Source organism: Streptomyces sp. NBC_00433 (assembly GCA_036015235.1).
Taxonomy (GTDB): Bacteria; Actinomycetota; Actinomycetes; order Streptomycetales; family Streptomycetaceae; genus Actinacidiphila.
On the sequence record CP107926.1, the window covers coordinates 5,855,442 to 5,876,593 of the forward strand.

20 protein-coding genes are annotated in these 21,152 nt (G+C 72.8%); 15 read left to right on the plus strand and 5 right to left on the minus strand.

All coding sequences use genetic code 11. From position 1 onward, the window contains the following. The first annotated feature begins 11 nt into the window (after nucleotides 1-11). The 10 genes from OG900_25055 to OG900_25100 all read left to right on the plus strand — a co-directional run bounded on the left by OG900_25055 (nucleotide 12) and on the right by OG900_25100 (nucleotide 9,439). Complete coding sequence (locus OG900_25055) at nucleotides 12-680, plus strand: hypothetical protein (protein WUH93061.1); 669 nt, start codon at nucleotides 12-14, stop codon at nucleotides 678-680. 20 nt (nucleotides 681-700) lie between these two features. Beyond that, nucleotides 701-1,501 (plus strand): hypothetical protein, encoded by an 801-nt coding sequence (locus tag OG900_25060; GenBank protein ID WUH93062.1) that lies wholly within the window; start codon nucleotides 701-703, stop codon nucleotides 1,499-1,501. Then, nucleotides 1,498-2,805: an ATPase, T2SS/T4P/T4SS family gene (locus OG900_25065; GenBank protein ID WUH93063.1), complete on the plus strand. Its 1,308-nt coding sequence runs from the start codon at nucleotides 1,498-1,500 to the stop codon at nucleotides 2,803-2,805. The genes OG900_25060 and OG900_25065 overlap by 4 nt, the downstream gene beginning before the upstream one ends. Further along, nucleotides 2,805-3,710 (plus strand): type II secretion system F family protein, encoded by a 906-nt coding sequence (locus tag OG900_25070; protein WUH93064.1) that lies wholly within the window; start codon nucleotides 2,805-2,807, stop codon nucleotides 3,708-3,710. The genes OG900_25065 and OG900_25070 overlap by 1 nt, the downstream gene beginning before the upstream one ends. Continuing rightward, nucleotides 3,707-4,612 carry a type II secretion system F family protein gene (locus OG900_25075; GenBank protein WUH93065.1) on the plus strand — a complete coding sequence of 302 codons (906 nt, stop codon included), beginning with the start codon at nucleotides 3,707-3,709 and terminating at the stop codon, nucleotides 4,610-4,612. The genes OG900_25070 and OG900_25075 overlap by 4 nt, the downstream gene beginning before the upstream one ends. 60 nt (nucleotides 4,613-4,672) lie before the next feature. Next, complete coding sequence (locus OG900_25080; GenBank protein ID WUH93066.1) at nucleotides 4,673-4,918, plus strand: hypothetical protein; 246 nt, start codon at nucleotides 4,673-4,675, stop codon at nucleotides 4,916-4,918. Between the two features lie 51 nt (nucleotides 4,919-4,969). Beyond that, nucleotides 4,970-5,434, plus strand: a complete 465-nt coding sequence (locus tag OG900_25085; protein ID WUH93067.1) for a pilus assembly protein — start codon at nucleotides 4,970-4,972, stop codon at nucleotides 5,432-5,434. A gap of 7 nt (nucleotides 5,435-5,441) precedes the next feature. Beyond that, on the plus strand, nucleotides 5,442-5,897 hold the full coding sequence (locus OG900_25090) for a pilus assembly protein (GenBank protein ID WUH93068.1): 456 nt from the start codon (nucleotides 5,442-5,444) through the stop codon (nucleotides 5,895-5,897). After that, complete coding sequence (locus OG900_25095) at nucleotides 5,894-6,364, plus strand: pilus assembly protein TadG-related protein (protein ID WUH93069.1); 471 nt, start codon at nucleotides 5,894-5,896, stop codon at nucleotides 6,362-6,364. The genes OG900_25090 and OG900_25095 overlap by 4 nt, the downstream gene beginning before the upstream one ends. Before the next feature lie 123 nt (nucleotides 6,365-6,487). Further along, nucleotides 6,488-9,439 carry a LysM peptidoglycan-binding domain-containing protein gene (locus tag OG900_25100; GenBank protein WUH93070.1) on the plus strand — a complete coding sequence of 984 codons (2,952 nt, stop codon included), beginning with the start codon at nucleotides 6,488-6,490 and terminating at the stop codon, nucleotides 9,437-9,439. An 81-nt stretch (nucleotides 9,440-9,520) separates the two neighbouring features. Here OG900_25100 and OG900_25105 read toward each other — a convergent pair whose 3' ends face one another. Continuing rightward, entirely contained in the window at nucleotides 9,521-10,093 is a 573-nt protein-coding gene (locus OG900_25105) for a CGNR zinc finger domain-containing protein (protein ID WUH93071.1), read from the minus strand. A 105-nt stretch (nucleotides 10,094-10,198) separates the two neighbouring features. Between OG900_25105 and OG900_25110 the strand changes: the two genes are divergently transcribed. Continuing rightward, nucleotides 10,199-11,413, plus strand: coding sequence for an MFS transporter (locus OG900_25110; GenBank protein ID WUH93072.1), 1,215 nt, complete (start codon nucleotides 10,199-10,201; stop codon nucleotides 11,411-11,413). 42 nt (nucleotides 11,414-11,455) lie between these two features. On the opposite strand, the gene OG900_25115 is transcribed toward OG900_25110, so the two are convergent. The 3 genes from OG900_25115 to OG900_25125 all read right to left on the minus strand — a co-directional run bounded on the left by OG900_25115 (nucleotide 11,456) and on the right by OG900_25125 (nucleotide 14,646). Beyond that, nucleotides 11,456-13,108, minus strand: coding sequence for a transporter (locus OG900_25115; protein WUH93073.1), 1,653 nt, complete (start codon nucleotides 13,106-13,108; stop codon nucleotides 11,456-11,458). Then, the gene (locus OG900_25120; protein ID WUH93074.1) at nucleotides 13,105-13,986 is read right to left on the minus strand and encodes an ABC transporter ATP-binding protein; all 882 of its coding nucleotides are present in this window, start codon (nucleotides 13,984-13,986) and stop codon (nucleotides 13,105-13,107) included. Before OG900_25120 ends, OG900_25115 begins: the two co-directional genes overlap by 4 nt. Nucleotides 13,987-14,106: 120 nt before the next feature. After that, a complete protein-coding gene (locus OG900_25125; GenBank protein ID WUH93075.1) occupies nucleotides 14,107-14,646 on the minus strand; it encodes a bifunctional DNA primase/polymerase in 540 nt (179 codons plus the stop codon). 523 nt (nucleotides 14,647-15,169) lie between these two features. Here OG900_25125 and OG900_25130 point away from each other — a divergent pair. Then, a complete protein-coding gene (locus OG900_25130) occupies nucleotides 15,170-16,549 on the plus strand; it encodes a transcriptional regulator (GenBank protein ID WUH93076.1) in 1,380 nt (459 codons plus the stop codon). A 227-nt stretch (nucleotides 16,550-16,776) separates the two neighbouring features. Further along, entirely contained in the window at nucleotides 16,777-18,213 is a 1,437-nt protein-coding gene (locus OG900_25135; protein WUH93077.1) for a hypothetical protein, read from the plus strand. A gap of 131 nt (nucleotides 18,214-18,344) precedes the next feature. On the opposite strand, the gene OG900_25140 is transcribed toward OG900_25135, so the two are convergent. Further along, a complete protein-coding gene (locus OG900_25140) occupies nucleotides 18,345-19,478 on the minus strand; it encodes an ABC transporter substrate-binding protein (protein WUH93078.1) in 1,134 nt (377 codons plus the stop codon). Nucleotides 19,479-19,764: 286 nt separating this feature from the next. On the opposite strand from OG900_25140, the gene OG900_25145 reads away from it, so the two are divergent. Together OG900_25145 and purU are read left to right on the plus strand one after the other, a co-directional pair. Beyond that, nucleotides 19,765-20,211 carry a hypothetical protein gene (locus OG900_25145; GenBank protein ID WUH93079.1) on the plus strand — a complete coding sequence of 149 codons (447 nt, stop codon included), beginning with the start codon at nucleotides 19,765-19,767 and terminating at the stop codon, nucleotides 20,209-20,211. Between the two features lie 45 nt (nucleotides 20,212-20,256). Then, complete coding sequence (gene purU / locus OG900_25150) at nucleotides 20,257-21,135, plus strand: formyltetrahydrofolate deformylase (GenBank protein ID WUH93080.1); 879 nt, start codon at nucleotides 20,257-20,259, stop codon at nucleotides 21,133-21,135. Nucleotides 21,136-21,152 lie beyond the last annotated feature (17 nt).

Genomic DNA, 21,152 nt, shown 5'->3' on the forward strand with positions numbered 1-21,152 from the left:
AACGCCTGCCGGTGGCGCCTCGGGAGCGCAAGCCCGCGCTGGCCGCCCTCGCGGTACTGCTCATCCTGCTGGGCGCGCTCGGTGCCACCTTGATGGTGGTCAGGGCGGGCAACAAGGTCTCCTACGTCGAGATCACCCAGCCCGTCGCGGCCGGCGACCAGATACCGGACACCGCGATCCGCGAGGTCATGCTCTCCGACGACTCCGGTCTCGGCCTGATCCGGTGGGAGCAGCGCGGCGACCTGACCAGGAACTACCGGGCCGCGGTCACGCTCGTCCCGGACTCGATCCTCTCCAACCAGATGATCACCACCAAGGACAACGTCCTCACGGCGGGCAAGTCCCTCGTCGGACTGTCGCTCAAGGACGGGCAGTTCCCCAAGGGCGGCATCAGCGTCGGCGACACCGTGGCCGCCTACGTCGTCGGCAACGACGCGGCGAAGAGCCAGAACAGCGGGACGTCCAACGGGACTTCGGGGGACGCGGCAGGCACCCCGCGCGACACGCTGATCAGCAACCGGCTGATTGTGAAGTCGATCAGCGGCGACAGCTCCGACCTCGGCACCGGCGACACCAACGTGACGGTGATCGCCGACACCGCGGACGTCGGCCCGCTGACCATCGCGGCCTCCGCCAGCAACGTCGCACTGGTCCGCGTCCCGCCCGCCGGCGGGAACTGAGCGAGCGGCGGACCCACGTCATGGCACTCATCGCCATCGCCGCGGACAAGGGCTCACCCGGCGTCACCACCACGGCACTCGCGCTCGCCGCGGTGTGGCCGCGCCGCGCCCTGCTCGCCGAGGCCGACCCCGCGGGCGGCGACCTCGTCTACCGCTCGCGCGCCGCGCACGGCGGCGTCCTGGACCCCAACGCCGGGCTGCTGTCGCTCGCCGCGACCGCCCGAAGGGGCCTGGCCGCAGAGCAGTTGTGGGACCACGCGCAGCCGCTCAGCGGCGGACTCGACGTACTTGTCGGCATAGGCAGCGCGGATCAGGCCTCGGGGCTGGCCGGGTTGTGGCCGATCCTCGGCCAGGCCTTCGCCACCCTCGCCGAGTCGCCGAACGGCGCCGCCGACGTGATCGCCGACTGCGGCCGGATCGGCGGCGACACACCGGTGCTCGAGATGCTCACGCACGCCGCCCTGGTGCTGCTGGTCGCCAGGACGGAGGCCGAGCACCTGGCGCGGGTCAGGGACCGGGCCGGTGCGCTGTCCGCCAAGCTGCACGGATCGCAGCGCGGCGGCGCCGCCCTCGGCTACCCGCCGATCGGCGTCGTCCTGATCGCCGACCCGGGCCACAGCGCCCGACTCGCGGCGCAGGCCAACGAGATGCTCGTCGCCTCGCAGATCGCCGCCCGGGTGGTCGGCACCCTCGCCCACGATCCGGCGGGCGCCGAGATGCTGGGCGGCCGCCGGCGCGGCCGGCTCGACAAGTCCCTGCTGATCCGCTCCGCCCGGCAGATCGCCGCCGACGTACCGCAGAGGTACGGAGTCTTCCGATGAGCGAGATCGACCACCAGCTGGTCAAGCGGTTTCGGCAGGACGCCGGCGACCGCATCGCCGAGCAGCGCCGGCTCGACCAGGTGGCCGGCGAGATCGCCATGTCCCCGGAGGACGAGCGGCAGTTCGCGCGGGCGATCATCGCGCAGATCCTGGAGGACTACGCGCGCGCCGAGATCACCGTCGGCCGCACCCCGCCCGACGCGCTGGCCGAGGAGGCCTACGCGGCGGCCGTGCACGCGGCGCTCTTCGGCGTAGGCCGGCTGCAACCGCTCCTGGACGACCCGGAAGTGGAGAACATCGACATCAACGGCTGCGACCAGGTCTTCGTCGGTTACGCGGACGGCCGCGAGATCCAGGTCGAGCCGGTCGCCGAGACCGACGAGGAACTCGTCGAGCTGATCCAGGTGCTGGGCGCCTACTCCGGCCTGTCCTCGCGCCCCTTCGACACCGCCAACCCGCAACTCGACCTGCGGCTGCCCGACGGTTCCCGGCTGTCCGCCGTCATGGACGTGACGCGCCGCCCCGCGCTGTCCATCCGGCGTGCCCGGCTCGGCAAGGTCTTCCTCGCCGACCTGGTCGGCAACCACACGCTGACGCCGGAGTTGGGCAGCTTCCTGTCGGCGGCGGTGCTGGCCCGCAAGAACGTGATGATCGCCGGGGCCACCAACGCGGGCAAGACCACGCTGCTGCGGGCGCTGGCCAACGTCATCCCGGCCCAGGAGCGCCTGATCACCGTCGAGCGGGCCCTGGAGCTGGGCCTCGACCAGTTCCCCGAACTGCACCCCAACGTGGTGGCGTTCGAGGAGCGGCTGCCCAACTCCGAGGGCCAGGGCGCCATCTCGATGGCGGAGCTGGTGCGCCGCTCGCTGCGCATGAACCCCTCCCGGGTCATCGTCGGCGAAGTGCTGGGCGACGAGATCGTCACCATGCTCAATGCCATGTCGCAGGGCAACGACGGGTCGCTGTCCACCATTCACGCCAACAGCTCCGCCGAGGTCTTCAACCGCATCTCCACCTACGCGCTCCAGGCGCGCGAAAGGCTGCCGGTCGAGGCTTCGCAGATGCTGGTCGCGGGCGCGATCGACTTCGTGGTCTTCGTCCAGCGCCGCAACGACTACCAGCACGGCGGCACCCTGCGCCGCGTCGTCACCTCGGTCCGCGAGGTCAACGGCGTCGACGGCAGGGTCCTTTCCAGCGAGGTCTTCGCCCAGGGCCGCGACGGTGTGGCGATGCCGCACGCGCCGCTGTCCTGCCTCGACGAACTCCTCGCATGCGGCTACCAGCCCACGGGGGTGTGGCGGTGATGACCGGAGTCCTCTCCTTGTCCGTGATGTACGGACTTCTCGCCGGAGCGCTGGCCGGCGGCGGTGTGGCGCTCCTCGTGGTCGCGCTCCGCGGCTGGGCCCCCAAACCCGAGGCGGCGGGCCGGACGTCCGCCGACCGCGCCTCTGAGCTGGTCCGCTTCCTGTCGCAGCGCGGCTCGGTCGCCGCGGTGGCCGGGATCGCCGTCATGGCGCTGACCCGGTGGGCCGTACTCGGGATCGCGACGGCGCTGCTGGTCTTCACCTGGGACCGGCTCTTCGGCGGCGCCGCGGACGAACGCGCCGCGATGAAGCGCGTCGAGGCCCTCGCGTCCTGGACCGAGTCGCTGCGCGACACCATCGCCGGAGCGGTCGGCCTCGAACAGGCCATCCCCGCCTCGGCCCGCGCGGCGGCCCCCGCGCTGCGCTCCCATCTGGAGTCGCTGGTGGACAGGCTGCGCTCGCGCACCCCGCTGCCCGACGCGCTCCAGCACCTCGCCGACGAGATCAACGACGCCTCCGCCGACATCATCATCGCCGCCCTGATCCTCAACTCCCGGCTGCGCGGCCCCGGACTGCGCGACGTCCTGGGCGCGCTGGCCAAGTCCGCCCGCGAGGAAGTGGACATGCGGCAGCGGGTGATGGCGCAGCGGGCCAGCACCCGGCGCAGCGTACAGATCGTCGTCATCGTCTCGGTGGTCGTCGTCCTGGCCCTGGCGATCTTCAACCGCAGCTTCGTCGAGCCGTACGGGACGCTGGTCGGCCAGCTGGTGCTGGCCGTCGTGTGCGCCCTCTTCGCCGGCGGCTTCTGGTGGCTGCGCAGCCTGTCGAAGGTCGAGACGCCGGCCCGCTTCCTGGTCCACTCGCCCGAACCGCACTCCCAGCGCCAGGAGGTGGGACACCGATGAACGTCATCGCACTCGCGGCACTGCTCGGCGCCGTCACCGGACTCGGCGTCTTCGCCCTGATCAGGGCGCTCGCCCCGGGCCGCCCCAGTGCCGCGGCCACCATCGCGGAGATCGACGCGTTGCGGGCGGCCGGGCCCGCCTCGGGACCCGCACCGCGGGCGACGGACCTGCGCGGCAGGGTAGGGCAGCGGATCGCCGCCTTCTACCTCCGACAGGGCTGGGAGATGCGCTCCCTGCGCGCCGACCTGGCCGTACTGGACCGCAGTTGGGAGGGCTTCCTCGCGACCAAGATCCTGCTGTCCGCCTCCGGGCTGGTCTTCGGGCCCTTCCTCTTCGCCATCGTGTGGCAACTCGGCTTCGGCGTCAGCCCGATCGTGCCGGTCTGGCTCGCGCTGGCCTGCGCGGCACTCTTCTTCTTCCTGCCCGACGTCGAAGTGCGCCGCGACGCCGCCGACAAGCGCAAGGACCTGCGCCGGGTGATCGGCGCGTATCTGGACCTGGTCGCGATGAACCTGGCCGGCGGGCGCGGCCTGCCCGAGGCGCTGATGACCGCCGCCGAGGTCAGCGACGGCTGGGCCCTGGTCCGTATCCGCAGCTGCCTGGCCGACGCCCGGATCACCGGCATCAGTCAGTGGGTCGCGCTCGGCAGGCTCGGGGCGGAGCTCGGCGTGGACGAACTCCAGGACCTCTCCGTCGCGTTGGGCCTCGTCGCCGACGACGGCGCCAAGGTCCGCGAGTCGCTGTCCTCCCGCGCGGAGACCATGCGGCACCGCGAACTCGCCGAGATCGAGGGCTCGGCAGGCGAGAACTCGCAGTCCATGCTCGTCGCGCAGCTCATGCTCGCGGCGGGATTCCTGGTCTTCCTGATCTTCCCGGCCGCCATGCGCATCTTCCAGGCCTGACCGTTCAGCAAGCGTGCAACCCGTCCGCAGCCGTAGTCGCAGCCAGAAAGGAACCGGACCATGAACCGTCCCAATCCCCGTGCAAGAGCGACCGACCCGGTCGTCGCCTTCGTCCGCAGGCGGATCGCCTGGGCCAGGACCGAGGGGCGCAGTGTCGGCGCCTCGGCCGTCGAATGGGTGATCATCTCCGCCATCGTGGCGGCCCTGGTCGCCGGCATCGGCGTGGCCATCAGCAAGGCCCTGGACACCAAGAAGGACAGCGTCACCACCTGCATCGACAAGGCGGCCAAGGACACCGACTGCTGAGCCGGCCACGGACCTACCGAGCCGACGCGACCAGGAGATGAGCTGACGGGGATGAGCAGCCTGCATGCGTTCCGCCGAGCCCTGCGCGGCCGCTTCGCCGCCGCACGCGGGGACAGCGGCGTGGGTCGGCGCACGGCGGACGACCGCGGCATGACCGCGATCGAGTTCGTCTTCCTGACGCCGATCGTCTTCGGAGTCATCTTCCTGACCGTGCAGTTCGCGATGTACTACTTCGCCGCGCACGTCGCGCAGGCTGCCGCACGCGCCGGAGCCCGCGAGGCCCGCGCGCAGGCGGCCGTGCACGACGACTGGAAGGACCGGGCGGCCACCAAGGCGAACGGCTACATCGAACAGCTCGGCGGCAGCCTGCTGACGTCCCACGAAGTCGACGTCGAGCGGGACGGGGACAACGTCAGCGTCGAGGTCGTCGGGCACGTCCCGTCGATCCTCGGCATCGGGATCACCGTGGACGAACGGTCCCAGGGCCCCGTCGAACGCTTCGTGCAGGGCGGGTGAGTTGCCGATGGCGACACTGACCCCCGCGGCCGCCCGGCTGCGGCGCGCGCACGCGGCGCGGGGGGCGGGGGCGGACGCGGGGATCTCGACCATCGAGATCGTGATCCTTGCGCCGCTGCTGATCCTCTTCATCCTGGTGCTCGTCGCCTTCGGCCAACTGGTCGACGGGCGGGGCGCGCTGGACGGCGCCGCACGCGACGCCGCCAGGGCGGGCTCGCTGCAAGGGCAGCGCGACGCCGCCGACCGGGCCGCGCTGCAGGCCGCGACCGACGACCTCCAGGGAATCTGCGACGGCGCGGTCCACATGACCACCGAGGGCACCAACTGGACCCCGGACGGCGGCCGTTACGCCGTCCAGCTGTCCTGCACGGTCCGCGGCCTCGCGGTGGTCGGGCTCGACATCCCCACCACCATGACCAGCCAGTTCGCCGCACCGCTCGACCCCTACCGGAGGTACGAGTGAAGCTCCTGCGCGCACGCTGCGCCGCCGCCACCGGTGCCGATACCGGTGACCGAGGCTCCGGCGCCATCGCGGTCGTCATCTTCGCGCTGCTCTTCATCGCGCTGGCCGCCTTCGTGGTCGACGGCGGCATGACCCTCGCCAAACGCGAGCGCGCCGCTGACCTCGCGGAGCAGGCCGCCCGCGCCGCCGCCCAGGACATCGACGTGGAGGCGCTGCGCGGCGCCCAGGACCTCGGCGCGACCGCACCGATCAACTACACCAACTGCGACGCCGACATCCGCGCCTTCCTGCTGGCCGCGGGCCTCGACACCGACGACGTTAGGGCCTCGCGCTGCGTGGCGCCGACCGACGCCGACCAGGTCACCGTCGAAGTGCGGCTCACCTACCAGCCGATGATGAGCGGCTTCTTCCTCACCGGCGACCAGCACGCCAAAGGGGTCGCCTCCGCCCAGTCGCTGACCCGCTGACCGCGCACGACCGAACACGTAGCACCGACCGATCACGTACCACCGACCGAACGCGTACGTACGACCGATCACGTACGACCGAGAAGGCACGCCACCGGAGCACAGGAAGCAGGGCAGCAAGCGATGGCACGCACGACCGCCACGGGACGCACCCACCCGCAGCACGGACCCGCACAGGCCCGCCCGCCGCGCAGGCGGCGCACGTTCGGCGACGTCGTCCGTGCGCTGGGCGCCTTCGTCGTGCTCGCCGTGCTCGTGATCGGCGTGCCCGGCGCTCTGCTGTACTTCATCGGGTCGCCCTTCCCGCACCATTTCGACTCCGACGTGCTGCGCCAGCCGATCACCACCGAGACCTTCGTCAACTCCCTGGCCGTGGTGGTGTGGCTTGCCTGGGCGCAGTTCACCGCGTGCGTGCTGGTGGAGGCCAAGGCGGCGGTGTCGGGCGTCGGCCTCCCGCACCACATCCCCGCCTCGGGCGCGAGCCAGCTGCTCGCACGGCAGTTGGTCGCCGCGCTGCTGCTGCTCGGTGTGGGCGCCGCGACCCTCACCCCGGGCCTCGCCCAACTCGGCACCCACCACCGGGCCCACCAGGAGGCCAGGCCGGGCCTCGCCGCGACCGCCCAGCAGACCCCCGGGATCCCGCACCAGGCGAAGCCGTCGTCGGTGGCCGCCCCGCAGCACGAGGGCGGTGGCGCCCGTGCCGGCACCGCGCACAGCACCGAACGCGCCCGGCAGGCCACGAAGTTCTACCGGATCCAGCCGCCCGAGGGCCGCCACCACGACTCGCTGTGGGACATCGCGCAGCGGCACCTCGGCGACGGCCGGCGCTACAAGGAGATCTACGAACTCAACAAGGGCCGTGTACAGCCCGACGGTTCGCGGCTGTCCCAGGCCAGCCTGATCCGGCCCGGCTGGGTCATGGAGATGCCCGGGGACGCGCACGGCGGCGACCTGGTCGAGATGCCCGCCGCGGCCCCGCACGTCGCGCACGACGTCCTGCGCTACGCGGAGCACGGCGGGTCCAAGGACACGACGGCGGAAGGCGCCCACGCCGCCCCCGTCCAGCACGAGGTGGAGTCCCCGGCGGCCGCCCCCGCCGCGCCCGCGCCCGTCCCGGCTCCCGCGTCCGCCGAACCCGCACCGGCGACCCCCACCGCCACCGCCAGCGGGCAGGGCGCGCACGGCGGCGGTCTGTCCGCCCTGCCCGAAGCGCTCATCGCCGCCCCGCTGCTGGCAGCGGGCCTGCTCGCCGCGCTCGGCCGCAGGCGGCGCACGACGCTGTGGCAGTCCGTCGCCGAGGGAGTGCTGCGCACCCCCCGCACCCCGGCAGGCCCGCAGGCCGACGCCGCCGACGCGCTGCGCATCGGCGCCGACCCGGACACCGTGGCCTTCCTCGACCGCGGCCTGCGCGCACTGTCCGCCCGGCTCGACAGCGAGGGCCGACAACTCCCCACCGTCTACGCCGCGTGGCTCACCACCGACGAGCTGCACCTCCAACTCGTCTGGCCCGAAGGCCGACCGCCCGCCCCCTGGCAGCTCGGCCAGGACGACACCTTCTGGCGGCTGGCCCGCGCCGCGCTGCCCGAGGACGCCGACACCGCCGCGGCGGCGCCGTATCCGGGCCTGGCCGTCCTCGGCACCCTGGACGGGGCGCTGCTGCTGCTCAACCTCGAAGCCGTGCCCGGCATCGTCTCGCTCAGCGGAGCCAGGACCGACCGGGACGCCGTACTCGCCTCGATCGCGGCGGAGTTGGCGACCAACGGCTGGTCCGACCGGATGACCGTGACGCTGGTCGGCTTCGCCGAGGACCTGACCGCGCTTGCACCCGCCCGCATACGCCACCTCGCCGACGTGCCCGAGGTCATCGAGATCATGGCGGCCGAGACCGCCCAACGCCTCGCCGCACTTCGCAACGCAGGCCAGGACAGCGTCCTCACCGGCAGGACCGGCCAAGCCCAGCACACCCAGTGGGCGCCGCACCTGGTCCTCGTCGCCACCCGGCCCACCGAGGAGGAGGCCGACCGCCTCGCCGAACTCGCCGCGGACGCCGGCCGGCTGGGCATCGGCTACCTCGTCGCCGCCGGCACCACCGCCCTGCCCGGCGCCGCCTGGGAGCTGGACGTCAGCGCGGAAGGCCGCCTCACCGCACCGCTGCTCGGCCTCGACCTGGCCGCGCAGCGGCTCCCCGCCGACCAGTACGCCGCAGTGCTGCGGCTGTTCGCCGACGCGGGCGGCGGCGACGACCCAGAACCCGGCCCCGCCGCACCGCCTTTCATGGTCGACCTCAGCGACCAGGGCCGCCCCGGCATCTACGCCAGGCTGCTCGGCACCTTCGAACTCATCGGTGTGGACGCCCCCTCCGCCGAACGCAGCGCCCTGCTGCACGAGGCGATCGCCCTGCTCCTGCTGCACCGCGAGGGCGTTCACCCACGCGTCCTGGCCTCCGCGCTGTGGCCGCGCGGCGTCACCGAGGACGTACGCGACGCGCTCGTCGACCGGCTCCGCGACTGGCTCGGCACCGACGCGGACGGCTCTGCCCGCATGTCCTTCGACGACACCGGGCGCATCGTGCTGTCCACATCCGTCGTCTCCGACTGGGACGTGCTCCAGACGCTGCACCACGAAGCCGACCGCGGCGCCGCCGCGGGGGACCCGGCCGCCCGCCGCAGGCTGCTCACCGACGCGCTGTCGCTGGCGCGGGGCCGGCTGCTCGAAGACCGTGCGCCCGGGCGCTACGGGTGGCTCGCGCACGAGATCGTGGACGCGCAACACCCCGTCCTCGTCGCGGAGATCGCCCTCGCGCTGTCCGCGCTGCATCTCGACGCGGCCAAGCCCAAGGCGGCGGTCGCCGCGGTGGAGACGGGGCTTGCCGTCGCGCCCGACGACGAGCGGCTCTGGCTCGAACTTCTGCGTTCTGCGCATGCCACGGGGGATCCTGCCCGGGTCGAGGCCGCCGCGGCCTCCCTCCTGGCCCGCGCCCACACCCTCAACGGCCCCTCCCGGGGCCTCCCCCCACGCGTCGAGGCCCTCCTCGACGAACTCCTCCCTCCCTGGCGCGGCCGCCTCGCCAACTAGCCCAGGGGGTGGGCGCGGCCCCCGGCCCCACCGGGCCGCAGGTGGGGACGTAGCAGCACACCCGCAGGGGAAGCGAGCGTCTCAAGTCCGCGCGCGCAGAGCGGACTTCTTGGCTCGGTTGCCGCAGACGTCCATCGAGCACCACCGCCGCGAGCCGGGACGGGAGTGATCGAGGAAGAGGGCGCCGCAGTCCGGTGAGGCGCAGGAGTGCAGGCGGGGGAGGAGCGCGGGGGAGGACGCCAGTTCGAGGGCGTCGCGGGCGACGAGCGCGAGCACGGCCCTCACGGGGTCGTCCGCGCGTCGCCGCAGTTCGCCCTGGGCGGTGAGGTACGGCACGGGCACCTCCGCGGACGCGGCCCGGTTGAGCCGGGTCCTGGCCGCGGTGGCGGGCAGGGCGGGGCCGCCGGGGGCGATGGCCGCGGTGATGACCGCGTACACGGCCTCGCGCAGCGCCCGTGCGGCGAGCACGTCGGGGGCTGAGCGCGGGCCTTCGACCGCCGGGCCGCACTGCCGTACCCACGCCACGAGCGCCGCGGCGTCGGCCAACTCCTCGGTGACGGCGGGAGTTCCGCGATAGCGCAGGGTCCGCAGGAAGTCCAGGCACAGCCGGCCCGAGCCCTGCCGGAAGCGCGGCGGAGCGGTGGTGTCCATCATGCGGCCCAGCCTAACGCCGGAACCGGTTTGACTGGTACGGTCATCGCACCGGTTTAACCGGTTCCCGTGAGTGACGAGTCGGCCTTCGCGCGATGAGGTGTGTCGATGTCCCAGCCCAACGGCCTCGCGGCCGGCGTGGCCGTACCGCCGAAGCGGCAGCCGTCGCAGGAGGGCCCGCCGCGGCGGCTCGTGGTCCTGCTCGCCGTCTCGTGCGGCCTGACCGTCGCCAACCTCTACTACGCCCAGCCGCTGCTCAGCGAACTGCGGCCGTCCTTCCACATCGGCGCGGTCGTCGCGGGCAGCCTGGTCACGGCCACGCAGCTGGGGTACGCGCTCGGCCTGCTGCTGCTCGTGCCGCTCGGTGACGTCACCGAGAAGCGGCGGCTCGCCACCCTGCTGCTCTCCCTCACCGTCGGCGCGCTCGTCCTCGCCGGGGTGGCGCCGGACTTCGCGGTGCTGCTGGTCGCCTCGCTGATCATGGGGTGCACGCTCACCGTCGCCCAGATACTCGTGCCCTTCGCCGCGGACCTCGCGCCCGACGCGAGCCGCGGGCGGGTCGTCGGGCAGGTGATGAGCGGGCTGCTCACCGGCATCCTGCTGTCCCGCACCGTCGGCAGCGTGGTCGCGGGAGCGACGAGCTGGCGGGTGGTCTACCTCGGCTCCGCCGCGCTGATGACCGTACTGACGCTGGTGCTGCGCCGGGCCCTGCCGCCGCGGCCGCCGGCTGCCGCGCTGCGTTACGGGGCGCTGCTGCGCTCCACGGTCCGGCTGCTCAAGGTCCATCCCGCGCTGCGCCGCCGGGCGTTCTACCAGGCCGCGATGTTCGGGGCCTTCAGCGTCTTCTGGACGACGATCTCCTTCGTCCTCACCGCGGCGCCCTTCCACTACGAGCAGTGGCAGGTCGGGCTCTTCGCCCTCGCGGGCGCGGGCGGCGCGCTGATCGCACCGTCGGCCGGTCGGTGGGCGGACCGCGGCCTGGTCCGGCCGATGACGGCTGCCGCCTTCGTCGCCGCGGCGCTCGCCTTCGGCGTGGCGGTGGTGGGGCGGCACAGTGTGCTGGCGCTCGGCGCGGCCGCGGTGCTGCTGGACATGGCCGTCCAGACCACGCTGATCCTCGGGCAGCACGTGGTCTACCAGCTCGACGGCGGCGCCAGGGCGCGGCTGAACAGCGCCTTCATGGCCACCTTCTTCATCGGCGGGGCGGTGGGCTCCCAGGCGGGGTCCGCCGCCTACCACCTCGGCGGCTGGCCTCTCGTGACGGCCTTCGGCGCCGCCCTCCCGCTCCTGGCCCTCGCCACGTCCGTCTCCCGCCGCCGCTGAAGAGCGCACCCCTGGACCCCTGGCACCTCCGGCGCCCCGGCCCTAACCCCGGACCGTGGCCAGGATTTCGGGCAGCCGGTCGAGGAGCCGCGGCGCGACGAGGCGCAGGGAGAGCGCGGCCAGGACGGCGCCGTACATGGCGCCGAGGGGGAGGGCGAGCCAGAGGAGTGCGTGGTGGCCGGTGAGGTGGAGGGCGATGACCGGGCCGAGCACCGGGAGGCACAGCGCCGTCCCGGTGAGCGTGCCGCCGACGACGTTGATCATGACCAGGCCGCTCTGGCCGGGCGCGGCATTGGAGAAGGGGTTGTCGCGCGGCACCGCGTACGGGTACCGCACGCTGGCGAAGCCGCCGGTCGCGACGAGGGCGCCGACGAAGGCGAAGGACAGGCCGAGCGTCTCGGCCAGCGCGTCGACCTGGCCGAGGAACACGGCCGCGCCGGTGGTCACCACCGTGACGTAGGGGACGGCGATCAGGGCGATCGCCAGCGCGCGGCCGCGCAGTTCGAGTTCCGCGTCGCGGCGGTCGGCGATCGTGGTCATGACGGTCCAGAAGGCCGAGCCGTCGAGGCCGAACTGGTTGTACATCTGTATGCCGAGCAGCCCGGCGGCCCACAGGCACTGGTAGACGCTGCCGTGCTGGACCACCGCGACCAGCGGCAGCAGCAGGCCGACCGCGAGCCCGGTGGCGAGCGCGGCCTTGGCGCGCGGGTCGCGCCACATGTAGCAGAACTGCCGCTGCATCACCGTGCCGACACGGCCCGAGGGCAGCCGCAGGCGCAGCCGGGAGCGGCCCTCGGCGCTGTCGCGCGCCGTGGACTGCTCGGGCGCGGCGGCGATCGTGGACGCGTCGGGCGACACCATCAGCCGGTAGAGGCTGCGGTGCCACCAGCGCAGCAGCAGGACGACGGCGACGGCGGTCACGGCGAGCTGCACCGCCGCGAGGCCGTACGCGCCCCGGCCGGCGGAGCGGACCGCGTCGACGGCGGTGGCAGGCGGGATCCAGCGCACCACGGACGCCGCGGACGTGGCCCTGTGCAGCCCGTCGGTGCCCGACAGAGAGCTGAGCCCCAGGTTGACCAGCTGGGCGCCGACCGCGACGAAGACACCGCTGAGCAGGGCCAGGTCGCGGCCCTTGCGGCTGGTCAGCAGCCGGGTGTTGGCCGCGGCTATGGCGCGGGAGAGGGTGACGCAGAAGACCAGGAGCAGGGCGACGGCGAGGACAGCCACGACCACCGCCGCCGTGCCGTCCGCGACCGAGGTGACCGCGCCGGCCCCGAGCAGCAGGGTGAACAGCGGCCCCACGCCGATCAGCGACGAGGCGAGCAGCGCGGTGAGCAGCGGCCGCGGCCGCAGCGGCAGCATCGCCAGCCGGGTCGGGTCGAGGGTGTCGTCGCCGCCGAAGAAGAACAGCGGCATCACCGCCCAGCCGATGGCCAGCACCACCGCGACGGTGACGGAGACCGCGGGCGCGTAGTGGTTGTGGCGCAGCGCGATCATGCCGGCGCCGTTCGCCAGCGCGTAGAGCATCGCCAGCCCGACGCCGACGCACCAGCCGACGGTGCGCCCGCGGGACTGGCGCAGCCCGTTGCGCATCAGGGACAGCTTGAGCCGGACGAAGACGCCGGTGACGGAGGGGGCCGCGGCGGCGGGCGCGGAGATGGCCGCGGTCGCGGGTGGCGGCGTGGCAATGGTCATCGGGAACCACCGCCCAGCCAGTCCAGGTCCTGGGCGGTGCGCCGATCGGCGCCGACCAGGGACAGGAAGGCGTCCTGCAGGGTGGGCGCGGCACCGCGCACCTCGGCGATCGGGCCGTGTGCCACGATGCGCCCCGCGGCCATCACGGCGACCCAGTCGCACAGGCTCTCCACCAGCTCCATCACGTGCGAGGAGAAGACGACGGTGCCGCCGCCGGCCGTATAGCGCTCCAGCACACCGCGGATGACCTGCGCGGACACCGGGTCGACACCCTCGAACGGCTCGTCGAGGAAGAGCACTTCGGGATTGTGCAGCAGCGCGGCGGCCAGGCCGATCTTCTTGCGCATGCCGGTCGAGTAGTCGACCACCAGCTTGTGCCTTGCGGCCGTCAGGTCCAGCACGTCGAGGAGCTGGGCGGTGCGCTTGTCGACCTCCTCGCCCGGCAGGCCGCGCAGGCGGCCGGTGTAGGCGAGCAGCTCCCGCCCGGAGAGCCGCTCGAACAGCCGCAGGCCCTCGGGGAGCACGCCGATCCTGGACTTCACCGAGACCGGGTCGGACCACACATCGTGCCCGTTGACCTGCACCAGCCCGTCGTCGGGCCGCAGCAGGCCGGTGACCATGGACAGCGTGGTGGTCTTTCCCGCGCCGTTCGGCCCCACCAGGCCGATGAAACGGCCCGCGGGCAGGTCCAGCTCGATGCCCGCGACGGCCGCCTGCTCGCCGAAGCGCTTCCACAGCCCGCGCACCCGCACCGCGGGGACGGGCCCTTCGGCCGCCGCGCCCCCCTGCGCCTGCCCGGTGCCACCGGCCGCCCCGTAATACGGCAGGGGCACCCCTCGATCCGCCCGTGCCGGTGTGCTTTCCGACTCCTGTGCCATGTCGCCGCACCCCTCCCCGTGTCCGTACCCGCGCTGGTCCCACGCGTGATGCCACCCTAAGGGGGGCCACTGACAGTGACGGATCGGTGGCGGGAAGCACGGTCGGTGACGACGGGCGGGTCAGCCGGCGCGGGCCGCGGCCGCCTCCCGGCCGCACGCGTACGCCAGCGGGCCCAGCAGCTCCTCCGCGTCCGGCAGCCGGCGGTTGGCGGGGGCCGGGCGGCGGGCCCACTGGGCGCAGCCGCCCGGCAGGGTCCTGGCCGGCGGCGCGACGACCCAGCGGCCCTCGCCGAGCACCGCCAGGTCCAGCGACTCGGGCAGCCAGCCGAGGCGGCGCAGCATCTCGGGGATCTTCGCGCCCGCACCCGGCAGGACGAAGAAGCGCAGGCGGCGCCCCGCGGCGCCGAGCACCGGGCCGAGCGGCAGGTTCATCCGCTCCGTCCTGGCCGGCGCCAGGCAGCCGGCGTCCTCGGAGACGTCGACGGCGTCGAAGGTGGGCCCGGTGGGCAGCAGGACCCGACGACTCCGGCTGCTTCTGCCACATCCGGCGCACCGCGGGGGCGGTGCCGCCGCGGGCCGTCCAGTCCGGCCGGGCGGGGTGTGCGCCGGGCGCGGCACAGCCGGCGGACCCGCAGGAGCAGCGGGGCGCACCGGAGGCATCGGCCTCCAGCCAGACTCCCGGCAGCTCGTCCCAGTGCCGTTCCTCCGCGTGGCGGACCGCCGCGTCGAGGAGCTGACCCGTGAACTGGCCCGGGACTCCGGTGCTGTCTTCCGCGCGCTGCACAACTGCCGCCGTGGTGGGGTGTTACGGGGTGATGTCGCGGCTCATGGCGGGCGCACGGATGCACTGCCGGGGGCGCGTACGGGCAGCGGGCGTCCCGTGGGGGTAGTCAGTGGAGGGCGGCCCGCCGGGCGGCTCCGGTGGGACACCGGCAAAGCGGGGCATTTTCCGCCCGAAGGGTGGGAAGCATCCGCACAGGGAGCCGCACCACCGGTACGGCCGCACTGCCGCCCAGCCGCGGCCGCCGCAGGGCCGTGGACGAAGAGCCGTGAGGCACAAGGCTGTAAGACCTGAAAGACGCAGGGCCGCAAGGCGAAGAGCCCTGAGACGCAGAGCCGTTGGACGCAGGGCCGTAACGACGTCAGTCACCAGGACGGGGTTGACGAGGACGAGGGGGACACCATGGCCGCACGACCACTTGTGGCGCGGCAGCCGAACGAGCGGCTCCAGTCGCTGATCCAGGAGGCCGGCTGCTCCAATGCCGGGCTCGCCCGCAGGGTCAACATGTGCGGGGCGGAGCACGGGCTCGACCTGCGCTACGACAAGACGTCGGTGGCCCGCTGGCTGCGCGGCCAGCAGCCGCGGGGCCGGGCGCCCGGCATCGTGGCCGAGGCGCTGGGGCGCAAGCTCGGCCGCGCGGTGTCGATAGACGAGATCGGCATGGCCGACGGCAAGAACCTGGCCACCGGCATCGGCCTGCATTTCGCGCCGACCGTGCTGGGCGCGATCGAGCAGGTATGCGAGCTGTGGCGCAGCGACGTCGGCAGGCGCGACTTCCTGACCGGTTCGACGGTCGCGGCCTCGGCCCTTGTCGAGCCGAGCAGGGACTGGCTGATCACCCGCCCCGACCAGGGGGTGGCGCGCAACGGCGGTGCCAGGGTGGGCGCTTCCGACGTCGAGGCGGTCAAGGCCACCACCCAGGCGCTCACGGACCTGGACCACAGGTTCGGCAGCGGGCATGTCAGACCGGTCGTCGTGCACTACCTGAACAGCGTGGTGTCGGGCCTGCTGGCGGGCAGTTACCGCGAGTCGGTGGGACGCGAGTTGTTCTCCGCGGTCGCCCGGCTCACCGAACTGGCGGGGTACATGGCGGTGGACACCGGCCAGCCCGGCCTGGCGCAGCGCTACTACATCCAGGCACTGCGGCTCGCCCAGGCGGCGGGCGACCGCGGTTACGGCGGCTACATCCTGGCCGCGAGCATGAGCCATCTGGCGGCCGCGCTCGGCAATCCCCGGGAGATCGCCCAACTCGCCCGCGCCGCACAGGAAGGCGCCAGGGGCCAGGTCGGGCACACGGCCGAGGCGATGTTCTACGCGGCAGAGGCGCGCGGCCACGCGCTGCTCGGTGACGCCCGCACCTTCGCCACCGTCGCCGGGCTCGCCGTCGAGGCCATGGAGCGCTCCGAGCCCGACCAGGACCCGCCCTGGATCGCGCACTTCGACCACGCCTATCTCGCCGACGAACTGGCGCACTGTCACCGGGACCTGGGCCAGGCCGTGCCCGCCGCCCGGCGCGCGGAGGAGGCGCTCGCTGCGCACCCCGCCAACCGCGCCCGGCGCCGGGCGATCGACATGCTGCTGCTCGCCGACGCCCAGGTGCAGCAGCGCGAGATCGAGCAGGCCTGCCACACCGGCACCCAGGCCGTCGCGCTGCTGTCGGGGCTGCGCTCGGACCGCGGCGCGGAATACCTGGAGGACTTCCGCCGCCGCCTCGACCCGTTCTCGCACGAGCCGTCGGTACGGGAGTTCGGCGCCCGCATCGAGGCGCAGGACGCCGCGTAAACGGTCAACAGGCAACTACAGACCGAATCGTTACCCTACCGACACCGTTCGAGTGGAACGCCGCAAATTGCTGGAGAAACCCGGCGGCGCCGCCTTCCGCGGCGCCGCCGGCCCCACGTCAACGAGGCGTCCGGGCGCTCACTCGTTCGGGTTCGTGGCCCCTCTCCCCGTTCACCCGGTAGCGTGTGCAGACGTCCGACACTGGGTGAAGGCGGGAGTCAACGGCGATGCACAGCAACGGACGCGGCGAGGAAACGCCCGAACCGTACCGGGGCGTCGTCCTCCCGGCCGGGCAGCAGCAGCCCGCGACCTACGACGACCACGTCCAGCCGGCAGGCGGCACCCCCTGGGGCGAGCAGCCACAGCACCCCGGCCAGCCGCCCGTACCTCCGCAGGCGCCGCCGCCCTACCCGCCGCAGGCCGTCGAGCCCGCGGACGCCACCCAGATGCTGCCGCCGTATCCGGGCGCCGGACCCGCACCCGTACCCCCGGTCCCGCCGCAGCCCGCCGTGCCGGTCGCCGACGCGACCCAGATGCTGCCCCCGTACCCGGGCACCGTCCCGCCGGAGCCCGCTCCCGCAGAGGCCACCCAGGCGCTGCCGCTGTCGATCTTCCACGAGCAGGACCAGCAGCCCTACGACGCCTACGGTCAGCAGCAACAGCAACAGCAGCAGCAGCCGCCGCAGGGCTACGCCGGGCAGGACTTCCCCGGCGCCCAGCAATATGCCGAGCCGCAGCAATACGCCGGCCAGCAGAACTACGCCGATCCGCAGTCGTACGGCGGCCAGCAGCAGTTCGCGGCGCAGGGCGGCTACGACCAGCAGGGGCAGCAGCCCGGCCCGCAGCACGACAGCGACTACGACCACCTGTTCAGGACCGACGTCCCCGGACCCGAGCCGCTGCGCCAGCGCATCATCCAGCCGCCCTCCGCCCAGCAGCAGGCGCAGCAGCAGGCGTACGGCAGGCCGCCGTGGGAGCCCGGCTACGACCAGAACGGCTACGACGACGGCGACGACCGCCGCCGGATGTCGCCCAAAGTGCTGATCGGGATAGTCGTGGCCGGCTGCGTGGTGGCCGGCCTGGTGGTCGGCGCGCTGATGAACGGCGGCGGCAAGTCCGACACCGACGCCGGCAAGCCGAGCGCGACCGCCTCCGGCACGGCGACCGGTTCCGCCTCCGACAGCCCCGCGGCCGCGGCGGGCGGCGACGCCGAGGCGCAGGCCAAGGCGCTGGACGCGCTGCTTAAGACCAGCGGCGCCAGCCGCAGTTCGGTGGTCAACGCGGTCGAGTCGATCAGGGGCTGCAAGAACCTGCCTGGTGCCGCCGCCGACCTGCGGGCCGCCGCGACCCAGCGGACCGGCCTGGTCACCCAGCTCAGCGGCCTCGCCGTCGACAAGCTGCCCAACCACGCGGAATTGACCACGGCGCTCACCAAGGCCTGGCAGGCGTCCGCCGCCGCCGACGGCCACTACGCGGCATGGGCCGACCAGGCCGCGGGCGGTGGCAAGGTCTGCAAGAGCGGCCACGCCCGCAACACCCCGGAGGCGCAGGCGGCCAACAACCAGAGCATCACGGCCACCAGTCAGAAGAAGGCCGCGGTGAAGCTGTGGAATGCCATCGCTTCCAAGTACGGCCTCACCCAGCGGCAGTACAGCCAGCTCTGAGCCTTCGGGCCGGCAGGCACGTACCCGCACCGCATGGCCATGGGAAAGGGCCAGGGCACCAGGCCCTGGCCCTTTCCCATGGCCATGTACGCCGGCCGTCTCAGCCGGGGCCACCCCAGCCGGCCGTCGCGTCAGCCGATGCTCGAAGCCGTCTTCAGCGTCGCCGCCACGTCCACGAAGTCCGACCCCTCCTGCACCAGCTTGCCGTTCTTGACCACCTGGTAGGTGACCTTGGAGTCGACGAGCCTGGCGTGGTCGGGGATGTCGAGCAGGTCGGTGTCGGTCCAGCCGAGGTCGGGGGTGAGCCCGCCGGTGGACAGCTTGGTGGTGTGGTCGAGCGCCTTCTGCACGGAGTCGGCGTCGATCTCCGCGCCCTCCTTCATCGACCTGATCACCTTCGCGAAGACGGTGTAGGCGATCCACGTGGTCTGCACCCCGGGGTCGGCCACGTCGATACGGTCGTCGGAGAAGGCGTACTTGTTGACGACCGCCTTCATCTCGTCCCACTTGGGGTCGGACGCCGGCGGATACCAGTCGGTGACCACGGCGTTCTCCAGCGGGCTGTGCGGGCCGCCGGTGGCGTCCACAAGGGACTGCTGGACGCTGCCTATCACCGAGGACAGCCTGACCCTCGGCGGCTTGTTCCCGAGCCTGCGCAGCGAGTCGAAGAAGGTGCTGGTGTGGTCGCCGAGCACCGCGGACACGCAACTGGTCGACTTGTTGTCGCCGATCGCCCGCTGTGCCACGTCGGTGTAGTCCGAGGCGTCGTCCTTGGCGGGCAGGTCGCGGGCGGGGGTGCGGCCGCCGGCCGAGAGGCCCTGGTCGAGGAAGATCGGGAACTGGTCGCCCGTGATGGTGTCCGGCCGCACCAGCGCCACCTTCTTGCACATCCGCGACAACTGCGAGCCGCTGCCCGCGAGAAGCGCGGGCAGCCCGCCGTTGACCGGGTACGACAGCGGGCTCTGGAATTCGTCCTGCGTGATGCCGTAACCGCCGACATAGGCGATGTTGTTTGATTCCAGCGCCGTGGTGAAGGAGCCGCCCTGCTGGCTGTACGAGCCCACGACGGCGACCGCGTGCGCGTCGGCGGCCTGCTGGGCGCACTGCGACACCGCGACCGAGTCGTTGCGCTCGTTGCAGGTCAGCACCTTGAGCTTGCGGCCGCCCAGCCCGCCGGAGTCGTTGACGTAGTGCTCGAAGGCCTGCGCCATGGCGAGCATTCCCGGCATATTGGTCGCCCTGGTGTTCTCCGGTGCCCACGTCATCACCACGATGGGCCCCCGGGAGCCGCCCGCGCTCCCCGGGATCACACCACAGCCACTGAGCAGCGCACCTGCGGCCAGCAGTGGGACGACAGCCTGGCGAGCCTTGCACGTGCGCCGATCAGTCATAGGTACGGAAGATTCCGGTCCGTGCCCAACGTGGGGGTGACCGCAAGGGAACGGGCGGTCACTTTCAGGTGAATTACAGGTGCCGACGTTCGATTGCGTACGATTGTCCGTCGTGCAAGGTTCGGAGAAGTCTTCCCGTCGCGGCCGTGTCTCCTCCACGATGGGAGGCATGCCCCTCAACGACATGCCGTGGTGGCGCTGGCGCAGCAATGTGCGCTCGGCGCTCCACATGATCAGTGACCCCGTCTTCCAGCGCGAGGTCTGGCAGACCGGGCGCGCGGGCTACGGCGACGTCACGGACGCCGTCTACCGCCTTGTCGAGGACACCTGGCTCGACAACTGGTCGGCGGACAAATACGTCGGCACCATATTCCGCGACGCGCAGGAGGCGGCGCTGGTCGACGTCGCGGTGCTGCGGGTGCTGAAGATCCTGCACCAGGTGGGGGCGGACGCGCCGGCCTCGGCGTATCTCGAGCACCCCGGCTGGCCGGACGCGGTCCACGCCGCGCGCGAGGCGCACGTCCTGATGGCCGGCGCGGACGGCGAGGACCCCGACAGCCCGCCGCGCTCGCTGGAGGTGCTGGCGATCTACACGCGTTCCGCGTGACGGACACCGCGGCACGCGCACAGGCGCGTGTGCGAGGCTGACGGGGTGAACGAACAGCCGTCGCAGCCGCCCGTCGAACCGCAGTACGTCCTGACCCTGTCCTGCCCCGACAAGCAGGGCATCGTGCACGCGGTGTCGAGTTACCTCTTCATGACCGGCTGCAACATCGTGGACAGCCAGCAGTTCGGCGACCGCGACACCGGGCTGTTCTTCATGCGGGTGCACTTCGCCGCCGAGCCCCCCGTCGACGTGGACAAGCTGCGTGCCAGCTTCGCGGCGATCGCCGACGCCTACCACATGGACTGGCGGATCCACCCGTCCGCCGAGCGCATGCGCATCGTGCTCATGGTCAGCAAGTTCGGGCACTGCCTCAACGACCTGCTCTTCCGCACCAGCATCGGCGCGCTGCCGGTGGAGATCGCCGCGGTGGTGTCCAACCACACCGACTTCCGCGAGCTGGTCGGCTCGTACGGCGTCCCCTTCCACCACATCCCGGTCACCCGCGACACCAAGGCCGAGGCCGAGGCGCAGGTGCTCGACCTGGTGCGCGCCGAAGGCGTGGAGCTGGTGGTGCTCGCCCGCTACATGCAGGTGCTGTCCGACAACCTGTGCCGGGAGCTGTCGGGGAGGATCATCAACATCCACCACTCCTTCCTGCCGAGCTTCAAGGGCGCCAAGCCCTACCACCAGGCGCACGACCGGGGCGTGAAGCTGATCGGCGCGACCGCGCACTACGTGACGGCCGACCTCGACGAGGGGCCGATCATCGAGCAGGAGGTCGAGCGGGTCGGCCACGAGGTCACCCCCGAGCACCTGGTCGCCATCGGGCGCGACGTGGAGTGCCAGGCGCTGGCCCGCGCGGTGAAGTGGCACAGCGAGCACCGGGTGCTGCTCAACGGCCGCCGTACGGTCGTCTTCGCCTGAGCCTGGCGGTCCGGTGG

What these genes read in the sequence shown, in the direction of transcription:
- OG900_25060 (WUH93062.1), top strand. Translation starts at nt 701, where the DNA reads ATGGCACTCATCGCCATCGCCGCGGACAAGGGCTCACCCGGCGTCACC.
- OG900_25065 (WUH93063.1), top strand. Translation starts at nt 1,498, where the DNA reads ATGAGCGAGATCGACCACCAGCTGGTCAAGCGGTTTCGGCAGGACGCC.
- OG900_25070 (WUH93064.1), top strand. Translation starts at nt 2,805, where the DNA reads ATGACCGGAGTCCTCTCCTTGTCCGTGATGTACGGACTTCTCGCCGGA.
- OG900_25075 (WUH93065.1), top strand. Translation starts at nt 3,707, where the DNA reads ATGAACGTCATCGCACTCGCGGCACTGCTCGGCGCCGTCACCGGACTC.
- OG900_25080 (WUH93066.1), top strand. Translation starts at nt 4,673, where the DNA reads ATGAACCGTCCCAATCCCCGTGCAAGAGCGACCGACCCGGTCGTCGCC.
- OG900_25085 (WUH93067.1), top strand. Translation starts at nt 4,970, where the DNA reads ATGAGCAGCCTGCATGCGTTCCGCCGAGCCCTGCGCGGCCGCTTCGCC.
- OG900_25090 (WUH93068.1), top strand. Translation starts at nt 5,442, where the DNA reads ATGGCGACACTGACCCCCGCGGCCGCCCGGCTGCGGCGCGCGCACGCG.
- OG900_25100 (WUH93070.1), top strand. Translation starts at nt 6,488, where the DNA reads ATGGCACGCACGACCGCCACGGGACGCACCCACCCGCAGCACGGACCC.
- OG900_25105 (WUH93071.1), bottom strand. Translation starts at nt 10,093, where the DNA reads ATGATGGACACCACCGCTCCGCCGCGCTTCCGGCAGGGCTCGGGCCGG.
- OG900_25110 (WUH93072.1), top strand. Translation starts at nt 10,199, where the DNA reads ATGTCCCAGCCCAACGGCCTCGCGGCCGGCGTGGCCGTACCGCCGAAG.
- OG900_25115 (WUH93073.1), bottom strand. Translation starts at nt 13,108, where the DNA reads ATGACCATTGCCACGCCGCCACCCGCGACCGCGGCCATCTCCGCGCCC.
- OG900_25120 (WUH93074.1), bottom strand. Translation starts at nt 13,986, where the DNA reads ATGGCACAGGAGTCGGAAAGCACACCGGCACGGGCGGATCGAGGGGTG.
- OG900_25125 (WUH93075.1), bottom strand. Translation starts at nt 14,646, where the DNA reads ATGCCTCCGGTGCGCCCCGCTGCTCCTGCGGGTCCGCCGGCTGTGCCG.
- OG900_25130 (WUH93076.1), top strand. Translation starts at nt 15,170, where the DNA reads ATGGCCGCACGACCACTTGTGGCGCGGCAGCCGAACGAGCGGCTCCAG.
- OG900_25135 (WUH93077.1), top strand. Translation starts at nt 16,777, where the DNA reads ATGCACAGCAACGGACGCGGCGAGGAAACGCCCGAACCGTACCGGGGC.
- OG900_25140 (WUH93078.1), bottom strand. Translation starts at nt 19,478, where the DNA reads ATGACGTGGGCACCGGAGAACACCAGGGCGACCAATATGCCGGGAATG.
- OG900_25145 (WUH93079.1), top strand. Translation starts at nt 19,765, where the DNA reads ATGGGAGGCATGCCCCTCAACGACATGCCGTGGTGGCGCTGGCGCAGC.